Raw genomic sequence first — 16,961 nt, forward strand, 5'->3', positions numbered from 1 at the left:
GCGACAGCGGGAGGCAGCGGTGAGGACAGCGACTCTGGGCCCGGCGCAGCGCGCCGGGGCACTGGCGGCGATGGCGGAGCGCGAGCTGGACGTACTGGTCGTGGGCGGCGGCGTGGTCGGCGCCGGCACCGCGCTGGACGCCGTCACCCGCGGCCTGTCCACCGGCCTGGTCGAGGCCCGCGACTGGGCGTCCGGCACCTCCAGCCGGTCCAGCAAGCTCATCCACGGCGGCCTGCGCTATCTGGAGATGCTCGACTTCGCGCTGGTCCGCGAGGCGCTGAAGGAGCGCGGCCTGCTCCTGGAGCGGCTCGCCCCGCACCTGGTCAAACCGGTGCCCTTCCTCTACCCGCTCCAGCACCGGGGCTGGGAGCGGTGGTACGCCGGCTCGGGCGTGGCCCTCTACGACGCGATGTCCATGGCCCGCGGGCACGGCCGGGGCCTGCCCCTGCACCGCCACCTGACCCGCCGTCACGCCCTGCGCGTGGCCCCCTGCCTGAAGAAGGACTCCCTGGTCGGCGCCCTCCAGTACTACGACGCCCAGATGGACGACGCCCGCTTCGTCGCCACCCTGGTGCGCACGGCCGTGTCCTACGGCGCCCAGGCGGCCAACCGCGCGCGCGTGACGGCGTTCCTGCGCGAGGGCGAGCGGGTCGTCGGCGCCCGGGTGCGGGACGTGGAAGGCGGCGGCGAGTACGAGATCCGCGCCCAGCAGATCGTCAACGCCACCGGCGTGTGGACCGACGACACGCAGGCCATGGTGGGGGAGCGGGGCCGGTTCCACGTCCGCGCCTCCAAGGGCATCCACCTGGTCGTGCCCAAGGACCGCATCCACTCCACCACCGGGCTGATCCTGCGCACCGAGAAGTCCGTCCTGTTCGTCATCCCCTGGGGGCGGCACTGGATCGTCGGCACCACCGACACCGACTGGGACCTCGACAAGGCCCACCCGGCCGCGTCCAGCGCCGACATCGACTATCTGCTGGAGCACGTCAACTCGGTGCTCTCGGTGCCGCTCAGCCGCGACGACGTGCAGGGCGTGTACGCCGGTCTGCGCCCGCTGCTGGCCGGCGAGTCCGACGCCACCAGCAAGCTGTCCCGCGAGCACACGGTCGCCCACCCGGCACCGGGGCTCGTGGTGGTGGCGGGCGGCAAGTACACCACCTACCGGGTGATGGCCAAGGACGCCGTCGACGAGGCCGTGCACGGACTGGACCGGCGCGTCGCCGACTGCGTGACCGAGGAGACCCCGCTGCTCGGCGCGGAGGGCTACCAGGCGCTGTGGAACGCCCGCGCCCGGATCGCCGCCCGCACCGGACTGCACGTGGTCCGTGTCGAGCACCTGCTGAACCGGTACGGCTCGATGGCCGAGGAGGTCCTCGACCTCGTCGCCGCCGACCCCTCGCTCGGCGAACCACTCCGGTGCGCGGACGACTATCTGCGCGCCGAAGTGGTCTACGCGGCCTCGCACGAGGGCGCCCGGCACCTGGACGACGTCCTCACCCGGCGCACCCGCATCTCCATCGAGACCTTCGACCGGGGCACCCGCAGCGCCCGCGAGGCGGCCGAGCTGATGGCACCGGTCCTCGGCTGGGGCAAGGACCAGATCGAGCGCGAGGTCGAGCACTACGAGAAGCGGGTGGAGGCGGAGCGGGAGTCCCAGCTCCAGCCGGACGACCAGACGGCGGACGCGGCCCGCCTGGGCGCACCGGACATCGTGCCGCTGTGAGAACCGCCTGAAACCAAGTCAGCGGCACGGCGCCACGGGTGGCTTCGGTGGCGGTTCCTCCCTTTCGCACGCACTTTCGCGCGGACTGTCGTCCCGGTAAGCGGAATTCGTCCTTCATCCGGGCTTCCGGCGTACGGAGGCGGGGGCCGGTGCCGGGGCCCCTGGGCGTCGGCCACTTGTCGGGTGAGAGACAATGGAGGCTCTGTCAGGGCGGGTTGTATGAGGGGACGCATGTCGGAGGCGGAGCGGGCGGGTACATCTCGTCAGGAGACTCGTCAGGACAAGAGCGAACGGCGTCTCCTCGCCGGGCGGTACCGGCTGGGAGACGTGCTGGGCCGCGGCGGCATGGGCACGGTCTGGCGGGCCGAGGACGAGACCCTGGGCCGTACGGTCGCGGTCAAGGAGCTGCGGTTCCCGTCGAACATCGACGAGGACGAGAAGCGGCGCCTGATCACGCGCACCCTGCGTGAGGCCAAGGCGATCGCCCGGATCCGCAACAACAGCGCGGTCACGGTCTTCGACGTGGTCGACGAGGACGACCGGCCCTGGATCGTCATGGAGCTGGTGGAGGGCAAGTCCCTCGCCGAGGTCATCCGCGAGGACGGCCTGCTGGAGCCGAGGCGCGCCGCCGAGGTGGGGCTCGCCATCCTGGACGTGCTCCGCTCCGCGCACCGCCAGGGCATCCTGCACCGGGATGTGAAGCCCTCCAACGTGCTCATCGCCGAGGACGGCCGGGTCGTGCTCACCGACTTCGGCATCGCCCAGGTCGAGGGCGACCCGTCCATCACCTCCACCGGCATGCTCGTCGGCGCCCCCTCCTACATCGCCCCCGAGCGCGCCCGCGGCCACAAGCCCGGGCCGGCGGCCGACCTGTGGTCGCTCGGCGGCCTGCTCTACGCGGCGGTCGAGGGCGTCCCGCCGTACGACAAGGGCTCGGCGATCGCCACGCTCACCGCGGTGATGACCGAGCCCCTGGACGAGCCCAAGCACGCGGGCCCGCTCAGGGACGTCATCTACGGCCTGCTCACCAAGGACCCGGCCAAGCGGCTCGACGACGCCGGGGCCCGGGCCATGCTCAACGCCGTGATCCACGCGCCCGAGCCGGAGCCGATGGACGCCACCCGGGTGGTGCCGCTGCCGGTGCCGCCCGGCGGGGGCGAGGGCAAGCGGGGCGAGGACGCCGCGGACAAGCTCCGCGGGGCGCTGCGGTCGGTGCGCAAGGCGGCCGGCGCGGCCACCGCCGGGGGCGCGACGCGGGCCCGAAGCGGCAGCGGCAGCAGCGGTAGTGGCAGCGGCACGGCCGTGCCGGGCGCCGGTGGTGCGCCCGGCGCGGGCGGGGCCGGACCCCGCGGGACGCGACCGGCCGTGCCCCCGGCCAGGGCGGCTGCGGACGGCATAACAAGACCGGCGGGTCCGGCCGCCGGTTCCGCCACCGTGCCGAACTCCGGCTCCGGCAACAAGCCCGGCACGGGCTGGCCCGTGGTGCCGCCGCCGGACCTGGACCTGCCGCCGCGCCCGGTGCCGCGGGCCCCGCTGACCGATGTGGTGCCCCGGCGCACGCTGGTGGTCATCGCGGTGGTGGTCGCGCTCGCGGTGCTGGGCACCGTACTGGCCTTCGCGCTGAACGGTGACGACAGCGGCGACAAGGGCGCCTCGGCCACGTCCGGTACGACGGCCGGGGCCACCACCCGGCAGCAGAAGGGCAAGGACGCGAGCGCGGACACCGGAGCCCGGACGGACGGCGCGAGTTCGGCCCCCACCGGCACCGGAGCGGCGCCGGGCGGCACGGCGGCCTCCGGTGCGAGCGCGTCCGCCGAGGCCTCCGCCTCCGCCGCGGCGAAGGACGCCGGCAGCGCGCCGGCCGTCAGCACGCGCAAGGGCGGCCAGGGCTACTCGATCGGGCTGCCCAAGGGGTGGGCGTACAAGTCCAGCGACGGGGCCGGCGACCGCTACACCGGCCCCGGCGGACAGAAGCTGCTCGTGGCCTGGACCGGCACGCCCAAGGGTGACCCGGTGGCGGACTGGAAGAACCAGGAACACGCCATGATCCGCCCCCAGTACCAGCGGATCCGGATCGAGAAGGTCGGCTACCGCGGCTGGAACACGGCCGACTGGGAGTTCACCTACGTCGACGGCGGCACCAAGTACCGCACCATCGACCGGGGTTTCGTGGTGAACGGTCATCTCGGCTATGCGTTGATGTACACCGCGAAAGCCGCGAACTGGGACAGTGAGCTGCGCAAGGACACCTGGAAGACGCTGCGGAAGTCCTTCGAGCCCAAGTCGTAATGCAGGGCAGGGCGTATTGCAGAGCAGGGCGTACCGGTTCGGGCCGGGATAATCCGGCATCCTCTCCATGAGGGTTGCCTCCGGCACGTATCGTGAATGGTTGCGGACCGTACGCAGCCGGATGTCTGTGCGAAACGGGTCGCGAGGCGAACGGATGTGAGCAACCGGGCGGCCGGGGGAGGCACAGTGGAGGACTACGCGGGGCGGGTGCTCGCCGACCGCTACCGCCTGCCGCTGCCGCCGGCCGACGAGTACGAACTCACCGAGACCCGCGCCTTCGACACCTACAGCGGACAGGAAGTCCTGGTCCGGCAGGTGCCGTTGCCCGAGGTCGTCGAGGCCGAGGTGCTCGACGCGGAGGGGCTGCCCGAGGGGTTCACGGCGCGTGCGCGCGGGACCCGCCGGGCGCCGGAGACCAGAGCCGCCACCCGGCGGCCCGCCGACCCCGCGGTGCGGCGCGCCGTCGAGGCCGCCCAGGCGGCGGCCCGCATACCCGACCATCCCCGGCTGGACCAGGTCTTCGACGTGTTCGCCGAGGGCGGTTCGCTGTGGATCGTCAGCGAGTGGGTGGCCGCGCGCCCGCTGTCCGCGCTGCTCGCCGAGAAACCGCTGACGCCGTACCGGGCCGCCGAGGTCGCCTCCGATGTGCTCATGGCGCTGAGGGTGCTGCACGCCCACGGCTGGGTGCACCGCAATGTCACCGCCCGCACGGTGCTGGTCTGCGACGACGGCCGGGTGCTGCTGACCGGCCTCGCCACCGGCGCGGCGGAGGAGGCCCTGTGCGGGTACGACCCGGTGCCGGCCCAGGACGACGAGGAAGCGGCGCCGACCGGGGTGTCGGAGACGGCCGGTGGGCTGTCCGCCGACATCGATGCCGGTGCCGGTGCCGGTGCCGGTGCCGGTGCCGGTGCCCATCGTGATCCCGAGGCCGCGCGGCGGGCCGCGATCCAGGCGAGGGCGGCCGGAGGACTGCCGGCGCCGGGGGCGAACGGCGCGTCCAGGCCGGCCGGGCCGCGGGCGCTGGAGAGCGGCGCCGACATCCGGGCGGCCCGGGCCGGGGCGATCGCCGCCTACCGGGCGGGTACCCGTGCCGCCGCCCGGGTCCAGGACGACCGGCAGAGCGGGCGCGCCGCCCTGCCCGGCGCCCGCACCCCCGCCGACAGCGGCACCGGTGCCGACCGGGCCGACGGCGCGGCGCAGGCGCCGTACGGCTCCGGGACGGGACCCACGCCACCGCCCGGCCGGACGGCCGACGGCGCGGCGCAGTCGCCGTACGGCTCCCGGACGGGACCCACAGCCGACCCCTACGGCGCGGCGGGCGCCCGTGCCGCCGTCCCGCGCCCCGGCTCCGGGCGCGTCCCTGTCCCGGCCGAGAAGGCCGACTCGCCGTATCCCGGGGCGGGGGACGGTTCCGTGCTGCCCGCGCAGGCCCGGTGGGACGAGCGCGGGGGCGGTGGGCGGCGCGGGCCCGGGACCGCGCTGGCCGCGGAGCGGGCGCGGCAGCTGAGGATGACCGTCGTCGGGCCGGTGACCGAGCGATGGGCGCCGGAACAGGCCGGGCCCGTGCACGAGAACTGGCAGCTCGCCGCGCCGGTCGGCCCTGCCACCGACCTGTGGGCGCTGGGCGCGCTGCTGTTCCGGGCCGTGCAAGGGCACGCCCCCTACCCGGAGGAGTCCACGGCCGAGCTGGTGCAGCTGGTGTGCGCGGAGCCGCCCGCGTTCGCCGAGGAGTGCGGACCGCTGCGGCCGGTCGTGGAGTCGCTGCTGCGGCAGGACCCGACCGAGCGGCCGGACGTCGAGGAGCTGAGCGGCTGGCTGCGCTCCCTGGTGCGTTCCGCACCGGAGCCGGACGCGGGCAGGCATGTGGTGCCCGTACCGTCCGCCGACCCGCGGCGGCTGCCGATCGTCCGGCGCCGCGGCGAACTGGTGCGGCGCCGGCGCGCCGGACTGCCCGCGACCCACCCGCACGGCCGGCACAAGCGCGGCCGGGAGCCGGAGCGTTCGCCCCGCAGCCTCGGCCGCATCCTGCTCCTGCTGATCCTCCTGCTGCTGGCCGGCGCGATCGCCTACGCCATGCTGTTCATGCCCAAACAGGGCGGGACGGACCGGACCGGGGCCGTCGGCCGGACCGGACCCGTACCCTCGCGCGCCGGGCAGCACTCCGCCGGACAGCCGTCGGGGCAGCCGACCGCCGGGCAGAGCACGCCGGAGAGCAGCGCGGCCGCCACCGGCACCCAGACCCAGACCGGCGGCGACCCTTCCGTCGCCTCCGGCTTCACCCTGCGCCAGGACCCGGAGGGTTTCCAGGTCGCCGTCCCCGAGGGCTGGGACCGCACCCCGAAGAACGGCAGCGGTCAGGTGGTCTACGCACACGGCGACTTGGAGCTGATCGTCGTACCCGGGCGGGACGGCGCGGCGGCCTACGGCGGCGATCCGATGGCCTACCAGCGGGACAAGGAGCGTGAACTCCAGCCGTACCGCGATTCCAGCTGGGCCACGGCGACCGGGTTGAGAACCATCGAGGTGGGTGGACGGACCATGGCCGAGGGGCAGTTCACCTGGACCGACGGCCAGGGCCGCGACCTGTTCGTGCGCAACATGGCGATCCTGCTCGACGGTCGCTACCACATCATCCAGGTGCGGGGTCCGGACGCGCAGCGCGACGCGGTGACCCGGCTGTACGAGCAGGCCACGGCGACGTACCGCTACACGGGTTGAGCGCCCCGTACACGCGCGTAGCGCCAACCGTCACAGTGCTGTCACCTTGGCACCCCGCCGGTTCCCTGACCGGGGGCCGGTCCTTAGTCTGACCCTGTCAAGAGCATTGCGGGGCAACGTGAATCAGATGCAGGGCCTGCTCATAGCGGGCCGCTACCGGCTCGCCGATTCCATCGGCAGCGGCGGCATGGGCCGGGTGTGGCGCGCCCACGACGAGGTGTTGCACCGGACGGTCGCGATCAAGGAGCTGACCGCCGCGCTCTACGTCTCCGACAGCGACCAGGCCGTCCTGCTCGCCCGCACCCGGGCCGAGGCGCGGGCCGCCGCCCGGATCACCCACTCCGCCGTCGTCACCGTGCACGACGTCCTCGACCACGACGGCCGCCCGTGGATCGTGATGGAGCTGGTCGAGGGCCACTCGCTGGCCGACGCGGTCAAGGAGCGGGGGCGGCTGGAGCCGAGGGAGGCCGCCCGCATCGGGCTGTGGGTGCTGCGGGCGCTGCGCGCCGCGCACTCCGCCGGTGTGCTGCACCGGGACGTCAAGCCCGGCAACGTTCTCCTCGGCCGCGACGGGCGGGTGCTGCTCACCGACTTCGGCATCGCCCAGATCGACGGCGACACGACCATCACCCGCACCGGGGAGGTCGTCGGCTCGGTGGACTACCTCGCGCCGGAGCGGGTGCGCGGCCACGATCCGGGCGCGTCCTCCGACCTGTGGGCGCTCGGCGCCACGCTGTACACGGCGGTCGAGGGACGGTCGCCGTTCCGCCGTACCTCGCCGCTGAGCACCATGCAGGCGGTGGTCGAGGAGGACGCCGCCGAGCCGCGGCACGCCGGTCCGCTGGCGCCGGTGATAGCCGCGCTACTGCGCAAGGAGCCCGCTCAGCGGCCGACCGCCGAGGAGACCGAGCAGATGCTCGCCGAGGCGGCGGAGGGCCGACGGCCCAGCGCGGCCCAGGCGTTCGTGCCGACGCAGAGCACGGGCACGATGACCGGTGCCGGGTACCGGCCCACCCCGGGCGCACCGGGCCCGGGCTACGGCCCCGGCGCCACCGCGTCCGGGTATCCGCCCACTCAGGCATCCGGTCACCCGTCCGTCACCGGCCCGACCGCCGTGGCGCCCGCACCGCCCTCCGCACCCGCCGGCCCGGCGGGCGGCGCTTCCGGACGGGCGGGCCGCCCGCGCCGCCGGCTGCGGACGCTCGCGCTGGTCGTCGCCCTCGCGGCCGTCCTCGGCGGAGGCGCCGCCGTCGGTGTCCAGCAGTGGAACGCGATGCAGCAGGACACCGTGGCGAACGGCCTCACCGACCCGGCCCCCGCGACCACGAACACCACGACGGCCTCGGGCACGATCCCGGACAACTGGGTGGTCCACCACGACCCGCTGGGCTTCAGCCTCTCCCTGCCCAAGGGCTGGAAGCGGAAGGTCTACGAGATCTCGGGCGCGCTCAAGCAGATCGACTACACGCCCGACAACGGCAAGCACTTCGTCCGCATCGCCATCGACAGCTCGCCCGACTTCGCCGACGCCTACCAGCACCAGGTGGACCTGGAGCAGCAGCTTCAGCGGCTGGTCGACTACCGCCGCGTGAAGATGAAGGCGAACATCTACCGCGACCGCAAGGGCTCGCGGTGGGAGTACACCTGGACCGCGCTGAAGAAGGACCCGCCGTACGTCCCCGGGCCGCGGCACGCCGTCGAGGAGACGTACTTCTCGCGCACGGGCACCGAGTACGCGCTCTACATGTCGTCGCCCGCCGCCGACTGGGCGACGGCGAGCAAGCAGTTCACCTGGGTGTTGCAGGGCTGGCAGGAGCCGCAGACGGGCTGACCGGGGCCGGGGCGCCGGACCGAGACGGCTGAAAACCGCAGGCTGGACCGCCCGGTTGGCCGATCGGTGCCCCGGAGCGCATGCGCCCCGTGCGGCATGATGGGGCGCATGGGGACCGAGGGCGCCGACTGCCGGGTGATCGCGGGCCGTTACCGACTGGAGGCACGGATCGGGCGCGGCGGCATGGGTGTCGTGTGGCGGGCGAGCGATCAGGTGCTGGGACGGCGGGTCGCGGTCAAGGAACTCCTCGGGGACGACGCGCCGGCCCAGGACACACGCCCGGAGGGCGACGCGCGTTCCGCGGGCGACCCGCGCGCGGCGGAGGAGGCGCGCGCGGACGACGAGGCGCGCCGCCGCCGCGACCGCATCCTCCGCGAGGCCCGTGCGGTGGCCCAGTTGAGCCATCCGCACATCGTCGTCGTGCACGACGTCGTCGAGCAGGGCGGACGGCCGTATCTGGTGATGGAGCTGATCGACGGCGGCTCGCTCGCGGACCGGATCGCCCGGCAGGGCCCGGTGGACGCCGCCGAGGCCGCGCGGATCGGGATCGCGCTGCTCAGCGCGGTGCGCACCGCGCACGAGGCCGGGGTGCTGCACCGGGACATCAAACCCGCGAACGTCCTGATCGAGTCCGGCACCGGCCGGGTGGTGCTCACCGACTTCGGTATCGCGCAGGTCTCCGGCGCGACCACGCTCACCGAGACCGGGTCCTTCGTCGGCTCGCCCGAGTACACCGCGCCGGAGCGGATGGCGGGGCTGCGCAGCGGTCCGGAGTCCGACCTGTGGTCGCTGGGTGCGCTGCTGTGTACGGCGCTCAGCGGCGAGTCGCCCTTCCGGCGCGACTCGCTCGGCGGCATCCTGCACGCCGTCGTCACCGATGACATCCGGCCACCCGCGCAGGCCGAGCCGCTGCTGCCCGTCGTACGGGGCCTGCTGGAGCGCGACCCGGACCGGCGGCTGCGCGCGGCGGAGGCCGAGGAGATGCTGCGGGCCTATCTGGAGACGGGCCGCACCCCGCAGGCACCGGGCGTGGCCGGATCGCCGCCGGCCGGGCACGGCCACCGGTTCGGCGACGCGGTCCGGGCGGTGAAGGCCGCGGCGCACCACCCGCCGACCGAGCGGGACCTGCCGCACCACGGATCCTCCCCGCACCCGCCGGCGGAGCAGTCGCCGGCCCGGTCCTCCACGCGCGGTGTGCTGATCGCGGCCCTGCTCGTCGCCGCCCTGGCCGGGGCCGGCGTGTCGGCCGCCACGCTGCTGCTGCACGGCCGCGGCGGCGGGGGCGGCGGAACCCCGGGCGGTACGGCGACGGCACCGGCGACCAGCCCCGGAACCAGCGGCAGCGGACCGTCCTCCCCGACGGCCACCGGGACGCGCCGGCCGGGGTCCACCGGGCCCGGCGCCACCGCGTCGCACGCGGCCGTCCGCCCGGCGCCCTCCGGGTACCGCACGGCCCACGACCCGGCGGGCTTCTCCCTCGCCGTGCCGCAGGACTTCGTCCGCAGTCCCGAGGGCGAGCGGGTCTTCTATCTCTCGCCCGGGGAGACGTACCGCCTCGGCGTCCGGGCCGGCGACCCGCAGCCGGGCGGGCCGCAGGCCGTGATGGAGGCGTCGGCCGCCAACGGGCCCGCGACGAACCCCGGTTACCGCGACGGCCGGGTCACGGCGACCACCCACCACGGACACCCCGCCGCGCTCTGGGAGTTCACCTGGGACGGCTTCAGCGCGGCACAGGGCCCGCGGCACACCTACGACCTGTGCTGGGAGGAGGGCGGGCGGCTGTACGACGTGTGGGTGTCGGCGCCGGTCGGCAGGGTGCGGGAGGCGCGGGAGTACTTCGACGTGGCGGTCGACACCTTCACGGCCACGGGAGACTGACGCGCCCGGTACCGGCCCGGAGTGATGCCGAACTCCCGGCTGAAGGCGTGCGAGAGGGCGTACGGGCTGCCGTACCCGGTCTCGCGCGCGACGGCCGCGAGCGGCGCGTCCGTCTCGCGCAGCCGCCGCGCCGCCAGCGTCAGCCGCCACCAGGTGAGGTAGGCCATCGGCGGCCGGCCCACCAGGGCGGTGAAGCGGCGGGCGAGGGTGGCGCGCGACACCCCGGCCGCGGCGGCCAGCCGGCCGGCCGTCCAGGGCGCCGCCGGGTCGGTGTGCAGGGCGCGCAGCGCGGCCGTCGTCACCGGGTCGGCCAGCACCGCGGGCCAGGCGCCGGTGTCCGCGCGGGCGGTCCAGGCGCGGATCATGTAGATCAGCAGCAGGTCCAGCAGGCTCGGCAGGGCCAGACAGCCGCCGGGCCGCCGGTCCTCCAGCTCCCGCGCCAGCAGGTCGACGGCCGCGCGCAGTCCGGGCTGCTCGCCGGCCCGGTGCGGCAGATGCACGACCTGCGGCAGCTCGGCCAGCAGGGGATGGGTGCGGCTGCGGTCGAGCCGGTACTTGCCGCACAGCAGCTCGACCTCGGCGCCCGGCCGCGGCAGATCTTCCGACACGGTCGGGAAGGGCGCCGCCCGGCGCGCCGAGACGGTCTCGAAGGGCACCGCCCGGCGTGCCGCGTCCGGGCCCGCCGCCGCGTCGGCGAGCACATGACCGGCCCCGTGCGGCAGCAGCACCACGTCTCCCGGGCCGAGGCGCACCGGCGTGCCGCCCCCGTCCGGCAGCAGCTGACAGGCTCCGCTCAGCACGACATGGAAGCCCGCGCCCTCGTACGGCGCCAGCCGCACGGACCAGTCGCCCCCGACCCGGAGCCGGTCGGAGGAGGGGCTGCCCACCCGGACCGCGGAGATCGCATCGCTCAACACGTCCATGAGACGTCAGCGTATCCGTGTGAGCCACAAGAGCATTGGGACGCTCACTCCCGGCGCCTAGGGTCGTGGACATGGCTGAAGAAGACGACGTACAGCGTTTCCTGATCGGGGACGTCGAGGTGCTGCGGATCGTGGAGTGGCGGGGACCGTACGTGCCCGCCGCCACCCTCGTCCCCGAGGTCGGCCCTCAGGTGTGGCAGGCGCACGCGGACCAGCTCGTCCCCGACCACCGGGAACCCGGCTCGGACCGGGCCGTGGTGGCGCTCCAGACCTGGGTGGTGCGCGGCGACGGACCCACCGTGCTGGTCGACACCGGGGTGGGCAACGGCCGCGAACGGCCCGGCAACCCGCTCTTCCACCACCGGCAGGGCGACTTCCTGGACCGGCTGGAGCGGGCCGGGATCCGGCCGGGGGACGTCGACATCGTGGTCAACACCCACCTGCACGCCGACCACGTCGGCTGGAACACCGTGGACGCCGGCGGGGAGTGGGTGCCGGCGTTCCCCCGGGCGCGGTATCTGCTGCCGGCCGCCGACGACCGCTACTTCGGCCCGACGGGCGGCTACGCGGGCGGCGTACGGCCCGACGACCGGCTCGTCTACGAGGACAGCGTCGCCCCCGTGCACCGGGCCGGGCAGGCGGAGTTGTGGGAGGACACGTACCGGATCGACGGACACCTGGTGCTGGAGCCGGCCCCCGGACACACCCCGGGCTCCTCGGTACTGCGCCTCGAATCCCGGGGCGAACACGCGGTGTTCGTCGGCGACCTGCTGCACAGCCCGGTCCAGATCCTGCACCCCGAGTGCAACAGCTGCTTCTGCCTCGACCCGCGGCAGGCGGCGGCGACCCGGCGGCAGGTCCTGGAACGCGCGGCGCAGGAGCGGGCGTTGGTGGTGCCGGCGCACTTCGGCGGCACGGGCGCCGTGGAGGTCCGGAGTGAGCTCGGCGGCTTCACCTTCCACCGGCGGGAGACGGCCTGACCGCCACGCCCGTCCGCTTCGACAAGGGCGTGGCGGGCACGGTACTCATGGGACATGACCGAAGACGGCGAACACCCGCCCGACGCACGCCTGATCGGCGGCCGCTACCGGTTGGCCGGGCGGCTCGGGGCCGGTCCGTCCGGCACCGTCTGGCGGGCCCGGGACGAGCAGGAGCACCGGGACGTCGCCGTCAGACAGCCGTTGCTGCCCGGAGATCCGGCGACGGACGAGGCGAGCCGGCGCCTCGCCCGCCGGCTGTACCACGAGGCCCGGGCCGCCACCCTGGTGCGGCACCCCTCCGCCGTCACGGTGTACGACGTCGTCACCGAGGCCGGGGTGCCCTGGACCGTCATGGAGCTGGTCGCGGGCGAGTCCCTGCGGGAGGCCCTGCGGCGCGGCCCGCTCCCGCCCGCCAAGGCCGCCCGGATGGGACTCGCCGTGCTCGGTGCCCTACGCGCCGCGCACACCGTCGGCATCGTGCACCGGAACGTCAAGCCGTCCAACGTCCTCCTGGAGACCGCCACCGGGCGTGTCGTCCTCACCGGCTTCGGCACGGGTGGCAGCTCCGCCGGTGACACCGCCGCCGGGTTCGTCGCCCCGGAGCGCGCCGCGGGGCCCGGCGCCGGACCCGCCTCCGACCTGTGGTCGCTGGGCGCGCTGCTGCGCACCGCCCTCGGGCCCACGGACCCCGGCCCGCTGGCACCGCTGCTGGACCGGCTCCAGGCCGAGGAGCCCGAGGCCCGGCCCGGCGCGGCGGAGGTGGACGCCGCACTGCGCGACCACCTCGGCCTGACCGCCGTACCGGACCCCGACCCGCACCCCACCCCGACCCCTTCCCCCACCCCCAGCCCCGCCCCCGACCCCCGCCGCCGTACCCCCCTCGCCGCCCTCGGCCTGCTGCTGGCGAAGAAACCCGGAGTCGAATGATCGTCCGGCGCTCCCCGCCCGTCGCCGCCCTGATCAGCGCATTCTCTGCCAGTGATCGCTGGCGGTGTGTGAGCGCTCGGTGAATCCCCGTTACCGACGGGTACACAAAGGCTCCGCCGCGGCATACCCTGCGCGTCATGACGGACACGCAGTCCCAGGACATCGCCGGTACCAACCCCCTCGCGCCCGCCCCCGAAGGCGCCCGCACCGCCGTCGACGTGGTCACGCCGGAACTGGTGGCCCGGCTCACCAAGGGGGTCGTGGGCTCCGGCCGCACCGCCAACCACACCCCCTTCACCGGCGAGAAGCTGGCCGACCTGCCCGAGTCCACCCCCGAGGACGTCCGCGAGGCCTTCGCGGCGGCCCGGACCGCGCAGGCCGTCTGGGAGCGGACCCCGGTACGGCAGCGGGCCGCCGTCCTGCTCCGCTTCCACGATCTGCTCCTGGAGCGGCAGGCCGAGGTCCTGGACCTGATCCAGCTGGAGACCGGCAAGGCCCGGCTGCACGCGCACGAGGAGATCCAGGCCGTCGCCATCGCCTCCCGCCACTACGGCAGGAAGGCCCCCGCCTATCTGCGGCCCAAGCGGCACGCCGGCGCCATGCCGACCCTGACCAAGGTCACCGAACTCCGTCACCCGCGCGGCGTCGTCGGCCAGATCGTCCCCTGGAACTACCCCCTGGAGCTGTCCGTCGGCGACGCCCTGCCCGCCTTCGTGGCCGGCAACGCCGTGGTGATGAAGCCGGACACGGAGACCTGCCTGACCGCGCTGTGGGCCCGCGACCTGCTGATCGAGGCCGGTCTGCCCGAGGGCGTCTTCCAGGTCGTCCTCGGCGAGGGCCCGGTCGTCGGCCCCGAGGTGGTCCGGCACGCCGACTACGTCTCCTTCACCGGCTCCACCCGCACCGGCCGCGAGGTCGCCCAGAGCGCCGCCGCCCGCCTGGTCGGCGTGTCCCTCGAACTCGGCGGCAAGAACGCCATGCTGGTGCTGGACGACGCCGACATCGAGAAGGCCGCCGCGGGCGCCGTACGGGCCTGCTTCTCCTCCGCCGGCCAGCTCTGCATCTCCATCGAGCGGCTCTACGTCCACGAGTCGGTCGCCGACGCCTTCCTGGAGCGCTTCGCCGCCCGCACCAGGGCGATGCGGCTCGGCAACTCCCTCGCCTACGGCGCCGACATGGGCTCGCTGGTGGGCGAGCGCCAGCTGAAGACCGTGGAACGGCATGTGCAGGAGGCCCTGGCCAAGGGCGCCAAGGCGATCGCGGGCGGAGTGGCCCGCCCGGACATCGGCCCGTACTTCTTCGAACCCACCATCCTCGACGGTGTGGCGGACTCGATGGCGGTGTGCGAGGAGGAGACCTTCGGCCCGGTCGTGTCGGTCTACCGCTTCGCCACCGACGACGAGGCGATCGACCGCGCCAACGCCACGCCGTACGGCCTGAACTCCTCCGTCTGGACGAAGAACGCCCGCCGTGGCGCCGAGGTCGCCGCCCGCCTCCGTACCGGCACGGTCAACGTCAACGAGGGCTACGCGCCCGCCTACGGCAGCGTCCAGTCCCCGATGGGCGGCATGAAGGACTCCGGCCTCGGCCGCCGCCACGGCTCCGAGGGCATCCTCAAGTACACCGAGGCCCAGACGGTGGCCCAGCAGCGGTTGCTGCCGATGGCGCCGTCGCTGGGCATGACGGACGAGGCCTACGCCCGATTCATGAGCACGAGTCTCCGGGTGATGAAGGCATTCCGGTTCAGGTGACCCCCTGGGGGCGCGGGGAACTGCGCGATCAACCACCGACGGCCCGCACGCGAAACTCAACGAGGAGACACCCGTGCCCCAAGACGCCTACGACTACGACGTCGTTGTGGTCGGTTCCGGCTTCGGCGGCTCCGTATCCGCCCTGCGCCTGACGGAAAAGGGCTACAAGGTCGGCGTGCTGGAGGCGGGCCGCCGCTTCACCCGCGACACCCTCCCGAAGAACTCCTGGGACCTGAAGAACTACCTCTGGGCCCCCAAGCTCGGCTGCTACGGCATCCAGCGCATCCACCTGCTGGGCAACGTGATGGTGCTGGCGGGCGCGGGCGTCGGCGGCGGCTCCCTCAACTACGCCAACACCCTCTACGTCCCGCCGAAGGCCTTCTTCGACGACCCCCAGTGGCGGGACATCACCGACTGGCAGGAGGAGCTGAAGCCGTACTACGACCAGGCCCAGCGCATGCTCGGCGTCCGGCTGAACCCGACCATGACCCCGTCCGACGTCCATCTGAAGGCCGCGGCGCAGCGGATGGGCGTCGGCGACACCTTCCACATCGCCCCGGTCGGCGTCTTCTTCGGCGACGGCAAGGACGCCGACGGCACGGCGAAGGCCGCCCCCGGCGAGCAGGTGGACGACCCGTACTTCGGCGGCGCCGGACCCGCCCGCAGGGCCTGCACCGAGTGCGGCGAGTGCATGACCGGCTGCCGGCACGGCGCGAAGAACACCCTCAACGAGAACTACCTCCACCTCGCCGAACGGGCCGGCGCCGTCGTCCACCCCATGACCACGGTCGTGTCCGTCACGGACGACTCCCGGGGCGGCTACGCGGTGGCGACCCTGCCGACGGACCGGAAGAAGAAGGGCGCGGGCCGGACCTTCACCGCGCGCCGGGTCGTCCTCGCGGCCGGCACCTACGGCACCCAGACCCTGCTGCACCGGATGAAGGCTGGCGGCCAGCTGCCGTACCTCTCCGGTCTGCTCGGCCGGCTGACCCGGACCAACTCCGAGGCGCTGGTCGGCGCGCAGACCGACAACCGCCGCTACCGCAAGGCGACCGGCGAGCCCCGGGCGGACTTCACCCGCGGTGTCGCCATCACCTCCTCGATCCACCCCGACGAGAACACCCACATCGAGCCGGTCCGCTACGGCAAGGGCTCGAACGCGATGGGCAGCCTGTCGATCCTCCAGGTGCCGTACGCCGAGGGCTCCTCCCGGGCCCTGGCCTGGCTGGCGAACGCGGCCCGCCACCCCGTGCTGGTCGCCCGCTCCCTGTCCAACCGGCGCTGGTCCGAGCGGACGATCATCGGCCTGGTCATGCAGTCGCTGGACAACTCGCTGACCACGTATCTCAAGCCCGGCGGCGTCGGCAAGGGCCTGCTCACCGCCCGCCAGGGCCACGGCGCCCCCAACCCCAAGCAGATCAGGGCCGCCACGGAGGCCGCGAGCGCGCTGGCCGCCGAGATCAACGGCTTCGCCGGCAGCAATGTCGGCGAGCTCATGGGCACCCCGCTCACCGCGCACTTCCTCGGCGGCTGCCCCATCGGCGACTCGCCGGAGACGGGCGTCATCGACCCCTACCACCGGCTCTACGGCCACCCCGGAATCTCGGTCGTGGACGGCGCCGCGGTCTCGGCGAACCTGGGTGTGAACCCGTCGCTGACGATCACCGCGCAGGCCGAGCGGGCGATGTCCTTCTGGCCGAACAAGGGCGAGGAGGACCCGCGTCCGGCGCCGGGCGCGGCGTACGAGCGGCTGAAGCCGGTGGAGCCGCGGACCCCGGCCGTCCCGGCGGAGGCCTTCGCCGCCCTGCGCCTGCCGTTCCTGGGGGTGCCGACGGTCCCGCCGAAGCAGTAGCCCGGCCCGGGGGGCACGTCCTGCCCGGGGGGTACGTCCTGCCCGGTCCCGGGTACGCCGAGGGGGCCTGCACCCCCTCCTGGCGC

Annotated in this window: 9 protein-coding genes and 1 pseudogene; 9 read left to right on the plus strand and 1 reads right to left on the minus strand. The window is 74.4% G+C overall.

Annotated features, from left to right (window positions below; translation table 11 throughout):
* Window positions 1–19 precede the first annotated feature (19 nt).
* The 5 genes from ACFVIU_RS17705 to ACFVIU_RS17725 all read left to right on the plus strand — a co-directional run bounded on the left by ACFVIU_RS17705 (window position 20) and on the right by ACFVIU_RS17725 (window position 10,442).
* Complete coding sequence (locus ACFVIU_RS17705) at window positions 20–1,726, plus strand: glycerol-3-phosphate dehydrogenase/oxidase (protein WP_385843402.1); 1,707 nt, start codon at window positions 20–22, stop codon at window positions 1,724–1,726.
* Between the two features lie 231 nt (window positions 1,727–1,957).
* Window positions 1,958–4,015, plus strand: coding sequence for a serine/threonine-protein kinase (locus ACFVIU_RS17710; RefSeq protein WP_385843404.1), 2,058 nt, complete (start codon window positions 1,958–1,960; stop codon window positions 4,013–4,015).
* Window positions 4,016–4,201: 186 nt separating this feature from the next.
* Window positions 4,202–6,733, plus strand: a complete 2,532-nt coding sequence (locus ACFVIU_RS17715; protein ID WP_385843405.1) for a protein kinase — start codon at window positions 4,202–4,204, stop codon at window positions 6,731–6,733.
* 127 nt (window positions 6,734–6,860) lie between these two features.
* Window positions 6,861–8,564, plus strand: coding sequence for a serine/threonine-protein kinase (locus ACFVIU_RS17720; protein ID WP_385843406.1), 1,704 nt, complete (start codon window positions 6,861–6,863; stop codon window positions 8,562–8,564).
* 108 nt (window positions 8,565–8,672) lie between these two features.
* The gene (locus ACFVIU_RS17725; protein WP_385843407.1) at window positions 8,673–10,442 is read left to right on the plus strand and encodes a serine/threonine-protein kinase; all 1,770 of its coding nucleotides are present in this window, start codon (window positions 8,673–8,675) and stop codon (window positions 10,440–10,442) included.
* 5 nt (window positions 10,443–10,447) lie between these two features.
* Here ACFVIU_RS17725 and ACFVIU_RS17730 read toward each other — a convergent pair.
* Window positions 10,448–11,365: pseudogene (locus tag ACFVIU_RS17730) on the minus strand (AraC family transcriptional regulator); the annotation flags it as partial.
* Window positions 11,366–11,436: 71 nt separating this feature from the next.
* Here ACFVIU_RS17730 and ACFVIU_RS17735 point away from each other — a divergent pair.
* The 4 genes from ACFVIU_RS17735 to ACFVIU_RS17750 all read left to right on the plus strand — a co-directional run bounded on the left by ACFVIU_RS17735 (window position 11,437) and on the right by ACFVIU_RS17750 (window position 16,875).
* Window positions 11,437–12,345, plus strand: a complete 909-nt coding sequence (locus tag ACFVIU_RS17735; protein ID WP_385843409.1) for an MBL fold metallo-hydrolase — start codon at window positions 11,437–11,439, stop codon at window positions 12,343–12,345.
* 54 nt (window positions 12,346–12,399) lie between these two features.
* The gene (locus ACFVIU_RS17740) at window positions 12,400–13,272 is read left to right on the plus strand and encodes a serine/threonine-protein kinase (protein ID WP_385843410.1); all 873 of its coding nucleotides are present in this window, start codon (window positions 12,400–12,402) and stop codon (window positions 13,270–13,272) included.
* 137 nt (window positions 13,273–13,409) lie between these two features.
* Complete coding sequence (locus tag ACFVIU_RS17745; protein WP_385843411.1) at window positions 13,410–15,023, plus strand: succinic semialdehyde dehydrogenase; 1,614 nt, start codon at window positions 13,410–13,412, stop codon at window positions 15,021–15,023.
* A 73-nt stretch (window positions 15,024–15,096) separates the two neighbouring features.
* The gene (locus ACFVIU_RS17750) at window positions 15,097–16,875 is read left to right on the plus strand and encodes a GMC family oxidoreductase N-terminal domain-containing protein (protein ID WP_385843412.1); all 1,779 of its coding nucleotides are present in this window, start codon (window positions 15,097–15,099) and stop codon (window positions 16,873–16,875) included.
* The last annotated feature ends 86 nt before the right edge of the window (window positions 16,876–16,961 follow it).

Origin of the sequence: Streptomyces sp. NPDC127190, assembly GCF_042672505.1 — a bacterium.
GTDB lineage: Bacteria > Actinomycetota > Actinomycetes > Streptomycetales > Streptomycetaceae > Streptomyces.

What these genes read in the sequence shown, in the direction of transcription:
- ACFVIU_RS17710 (WP_385843404.1), top strand. Translation starts at nt 1,958, where the DNA reads ATGTCGGAGGCGGAGCGGGCGGGTACATCTCGTCAGGAGACTCGTCAG.
- ACFVIU_RS17720 (WP_385843406.1), top strand. Translation starts at nt 6,861, where the DNA reads ATGCAGGGCCTGCTCATAGCGGGCCGCTACCGGCTCGCCGATTCCATC.
- ACFVIU_RS17735 (WP_385843409.1), top strand. Translation starts at nt 11,437, where the DNA reads ATGGCTGAAGAAGACGACGTACAGCGTTTCCTGATCGGGGACGTCGAG.
- ACFVIU_RS17745 (WP_385843411.1), top strand. Translation starts at nt 13,410, where the DNA reads ATGACGGACACGCAGTCCCAGGACATCGCCGGTACCAACCCCCTCGCG.
- ACFVIU_RS17725 (WP_385843407.1), top strand. Translation starts at nt 8,673, where the DNA reads ATGGGGACCGAGGGCGCCGACTGCCGGGTGATCGCGGGCCGTTACCGA.
- ACFVIU_RS17740 (WP_385843410.1), top strand. Translation starts at nt 12,400, where the DNA reads ATGACCGAAGACGGCGAACACCCGCCCGACGCACGCCTGATCGGCGGC.